We start from the raw sequence: 4,604 nt of genomic DNA on the forward strand, positions 1-4,604 counted from the left end.
AAATTTCTGACAGTCTCTCAATCGATGAAAACATAGCACTTATCGTTTCAAAGTGTGTCCGGCAGACTCCTTCCCCATAAGCGCTTACAACACTCTAATAAGATCGCTGGAGAACACTGATGCACAGCTCATCCCCATCAGGAACAGGCAACACCCGGTCGAAGGCCGGAGCAGTATTTCGCGTCACTTCAGGCAACTTCCTCGAGCAATTCGACTTCTTCCTGTTTGGCTTTTACGCCACCCAGATCGCCTCCGCCTTTTTCCCGGCCAGCAGTGAGTTTGCTTCGCTGATGATGACCTTCGCAGTCTTCGGTGCGGGCTTCCTGATGCGTCCATTGGGTGCCGTTATTCTGGGCGCTTACATCGATGACGTGGGCCGGCGCAAAGGCTTGATCGTGACGCTGTCGATCATGGCCAGTGGCACGCTGTTGATTGTCCTGGTGCCCGGTTACGCGAGCATCGGCTTGTGGGCACCGGCATTGGTGCTGGTCGGCCGCTTGCTGCAAGGCTTTTCCGCCGGCGCGGAATTGGGCGGCGTGTCGGTGTATCTGGCAGAGATGGCGACACCCGGCCGCAAGGGCTTCTACACCAGCTGGCAGTCAGGTAGCCAGCAGGTGGCAATCGTTGTCGCCGCTGCACTGGGTTACGGCTTGAACCAATGGATGACACCTGCTGCTGTCGCCGACTGGGGCTGGAGAATTCCGTTCGCCATCGGTTGCCTGATCATCCCGTTCATTTTCCTGCTACGCCGCAGCCTGCAGGAAACCGAAGAGTTCGCCACGCGCGCTCACCGTCCGACCATGCGACAGGTGTTCGCGACACTGCTGCAAAACTGGCGCGTGGTGATTGCCGGCATGCTGATGGTGGCGATGACTACCACCACGTTTTACCTGATCACCATTTATGCACCGACATTCGGCAAAACCGTACTCAATCTGAGTACCTCCGATGCGCTGCTGGTGACGTTGCTGGTCGGTGTCTCCAACTTTATCTGGCTGCCGGTCGGCGGCATGTTGAGCGACCGTTTCGGACGCAAGCCGCTGCTGGTAGCGATGACCCTGCTGACCATCATCAGCGCTTATCCGGCGCTGTCCTTTCTCGCTCAGGCGCCAAGCTTTGCTCATATGCTGGAAGTGCTGTTGTGGTTCTCGTTTCTCTACGGTTTGTATAACGGCGCGATGATTCCGGCGCTGACTGAAATCATGCCGGTAGAGGTGCGGGTGGCCGGTTTTTCTCTGGCCTATAGCCTGGCGACAGCAGTTTTCGGCGGTTTCACCCCGGCAATCTCGACCTGGTTGATCCATCTGACCGGTGACAAGGCTGCACCTGCTTACTGGATGACGTTCGCTGCAGCTTGCGCGCTTGGCGCGACCCTGGTGCTCTACCGGCACCTTTCGGTTCGCCCGCAACTGGCTGTTTAATAAAGGAAAAAACTATGAAACTGTTGCATAAACATCAATTGGCGGTGCTTTTTCTGGGCTGTATGGCAGTCAGCGTTGCCGCTCAGGTTGAAGAGCTCAAGGTCATGACATCAGGCGGCTTTACTGCTGCATATAAACTGCTGGGGCCGCAATACGCGACGTCTTCCGGGGATACACTGGACAACATCCTTGGCCCGTCGATGGGCAAGGCCCCCGAGGCCATTCCAAACCGCCTGGCTCGTGGCGAGCATGCCGATGTGGTGATCATGGTCGGCTATGCGCTGGATGATTTGATCAAGCAAGGCAAGGTAGACCCGGCATCGCGGGTCGAGCTGGCCGATTCGCGGATCGGGATGGTGGTGAAGGAGGGGGCGGCCAAGCCTGCAATCGGTACCGACAGCGAGTTGAAAGACACGCTGCTCAAGGCGAAGTCGGTTGCTTACTCCGACAGCGCCAGTGGTGTGTACATCGAAAAAGAGCTTTTCAAAAAGCTCGGTATCGAGAAGGAACTCGCGCCGAAGGGCAAGATGATCGAGCGCATCCCGGTTGCTTCAGTGGTTGCCAAGGGCGACTACGAAGTGGGCTTTCAACAGGTGGCCGAACTGTTGCCGGTTCCCGGCGTGACATTCGTGGCGAAGATTCCGGAAGACGTTCAGTCGGTTACCCGCTACGCCGCTGGCATTCCGGTCAGTGCCGAGCACCCGAAGCAGGCGAAGGCATTGCTCGATTACCTGGCGTCCCCAAAAGCGCAGGCCACGGTGCAGTCTACCGGGCTGGATTCAGTTCCCCGCTGAACGTAGCGGCATCTTCCTGACCAGTCGTTCCAGTTCAAGGGCTGCAGGCGTCAATGTCCTCCCGCGACGTTTGATCAGCCCTACGTTGCGAACCACTTCAGGTGCAACCAATGGCACGCTCACCAGAAACGGGTGAGCGGTCATCGGCATGGCAATCGAGGGCACCGCCGCCACGCCGAGGCCGGCCTCCACAAGGCCGATCATGGTGGTGACATGCCGCGTTTCGCAGATACTCTCCTTGTTCGGGCGTGAGAGCGCCAGTGCCTGATCCAGTACCAGACGGTTACCTGACGTTATGTCCAGAGCGATGTAGTCGTGGCGGTACATTTCCCCCCAGCTCACGCTGGCGCAGGTCGCAAGCGGGTGATCCCGGCGGCAGGCCATCACATAGCGTTCCTGAAGAAGCAATTCGAAGTCGACCTCCGGTGCTAGATTGCCGCTGAAACTCACCCCGAAATCTGCCTCGCCAAGGGCAACTGCGCTGTTGACCTCGTTGGCGCTGGCATCCATGACGCGGATTCTGATTTTTGGAAACAGCTTATGAAACTCGCTGATGACCTGCGGCATGAAGTAGTAGGCGGCTGACGGCACGCAAGCAATGGTGACGCTACCCATCCGGGTGGAACCGACGCCATCGATGGTCATCAATGCGATGTCGAGGTCATCCAGTATTCGCTCGACCTGAGGCAGAAATGCACGGCCCACCGTGGTCAGGCTGACCCTGCGGGTCGTGCGTTCAAACAGCTTCACGTTCAGCGCAGACTCAAGCTTTTCTATACGGCGGCTGAGTGCAGGCTGGGTGATCTGCACGGTTTCAGCGGCCTTGCGGAAGCTGCCATTCTCGACCACGGCACGAAATGCCTGGAGGTCGTTTAGGTCGAAATTGATGGGCATTCGAACGTCAGTCTATTGATACGGGGTGCGCATCAATATATCAGGTTGCGCAGGCCCGCTGGCAAGGGGGAGGAGAGGGGGTATTTTTCATAAACCCCAGAAACGACAAAGCCCTGAATAATCAGGGCTTTGCGCTACCAAATATGGCGGAGGCATAGAGATTCGAACTCTAGGACCTGTTACAGTCGGCAGTTTTCAAGACTGCTGCCTTAAACCACTCGGCCATACCTCCACTATCGTTGCGGGCGCCATAATACCGGAATGAAACAAGCTGTCAAACTCTGTGACTAGCCAGTTGCAGCGCCTCTGTTATGATCTTTGCAACTCAACATTTCAACAGGAAGGAGTTTCGCCATGCGCGAACAGGATTACAGCCTTAAAACCGGCATGCAGGCCGACCAGCTAGAGGTTAGTCGTGTGCTGCGCAACACTTACGGTCTTCTCGCTCTGACGCTGGCTTTTAGTGGTGTCATGGCATTTGTCGCTCAGCAGATGCGCGTCGGCTATCCGAACATTTTCGTGGTACTGATCGGCTTCTATGGTTTGTTTTTCCTGACCAATAAATTGCGTGATTCGGTCTGGGGCCTGGTTTCGACCTTCGCCCTGACAGGTTTCATGGGGTTCCTGCTTGGCCCTATCCTTAACCGTTATCTGGGCATGGCCGGTGGCGCCGAAGTGGTTAGCTCCGCTTTCGCGATGACAGCACTGGTTTTCGGCGGTCTGTCGGCTTACGTGTTGATCACCCGCAAGGACATGAGCTTCCTGGGTGGCTTCATTACCGCAGGCTTCTTCGTTCTGCTTGGCGCGGTAGTGGCCAGCATGTTCTTCCAGATCAGCGGTTTGCAACTGGCGATCAGCGCAGGCTTCGTGCTGTTCTCGTCGGTCTGCATTCTGCTCCAGACCAGCGCGATTATTCAGGGTGGTGAGCGCAACTACATCATGGCGACGGTCAGCCTGTATGTATCGATCTACAACCTGTTTATCAGCCTGCTGCAGATTTTCGGCATCATGAGCCGCGACGACTGATGACTTCGGCCTGAGTACTCAGGCCGTTGCGCTTCAAATGCGTTAAACAAAAGCCCCGATCTTTCGGGGCTTTTGCATTTCCGGGATTTGAGAAGTGTCAGGATCTCAGGTGATGGCGATATGCCTTTCCGGCAGCCTGGGAAGGGCAAGCCGGATTGGTCAGAGACTGTCCGTCCAGTCAAATTACGCATGGTAGGCAACCTGACCGATCAGTCATCTTTATCAAGATTGTCCTAGTCTGCTCAAGCACTTATCAGCTTTTGATCATCACAAAAAATAATATCGGACGATTCCCCAAGGCCTGTGGCACTTCCTCGTTTTGGGCTAATTGACATCATGGAACAGAGCTGGACACAAGATTTCTAAATGTGTCAGCTTTGTTACGCTTCAACGCATTACGCACCACAAGGCGAGTGACTGGACTCTCTCGCTACAGGGGGAGTCCTGCCGTACCTAAGAGGGTGTAGAC

At 56.0% G+C, this 4,604-nt stretch carries 4 protein-coding genes and 1 tRNA gene; 3 read left to right on the forward strand and 2 right to left on the reverse strand.

The features are described from left to right. Window positions 1-119 precede the first annotated feature (119 nt). Window positions 120-1,421, forward strand: a complete 1,302-nt coding sequence (tcuC, locus tag ALO64_RS06905; protein ID WP_044345597.1) for an MFS transporter — start codon at window positions 120-122, stop codon at window positions 1,419-1,421. Window positions 1,422-1,435: 14 nt separating this feature from the next. Beyond that, complete coding sequence (locus ALO64_RS06910; protein ID WP_044345599.1) at window positions 1,436-2,215, forward strand: substrate-binding domain-containing protein; 780 nt, start codon at window positions 1,436-1,438, stop codon at window positions 2,213-2,215. Here the strand turns inward: ALO64_RS06910 and ALO64_RS06915 are convergent. Together ALO64_RS06915 and ALO64_RS06920 are read right to left on the reverse strand one after the other, a co-directional pair. Further along, the gene (locus ALO64_RS06915) at window positions 2,201-3,109 is read right to left on the reverse strand and encodes a LysR family transcriptional regulator (RefSeq protein ID WP_044345600.1); all 909 of its coding nucleotides are present in this window, start codon (window positions 3,107-3,109) and stop codon (window positions 2,201-2,203) included. The two genes, ALO64_RS06910 and ALO64_RS06915, sit on opposite strands and share 15 nt — an antisense overlap. Window positions 3,110-3,253: 144 nt before the next feature. Next, window positions 3,254-3,341 (reverse strand) — tRNA-Ser (locus ALO64_RS06920). Window positions 3,342-3,463: 122 nt separating this feature from the next. Here ALO64_RS06920 and ALO64_RS06925 point away from each other — a divergent pair. Next, window positions 3,464-4,135 (forward strand): Bax inhibitor-1/YccA family protein, encoded by a 672-nt coding sequence (locus ALO64_RS06925; protein WP_044345602.1) that lies wholly within the window; start codon window positions 3,464-3,466, stop codon window positions 4,133-4,135. The last annotated feature ends 469 nt before the right edge of the window (window positions 4,136-4,604 follow it).

This window comes from Pseudomonas meliae, from assembly GCF_001400515.1.
Classification (GTDB): domain Bacteria; phylum Pseudomonadota; class Gammaproteobacteria; order Pseudomonadales; family Pseudomonadaceae; genus Aquipseudomonas; species Aquipseudomonas amygdali.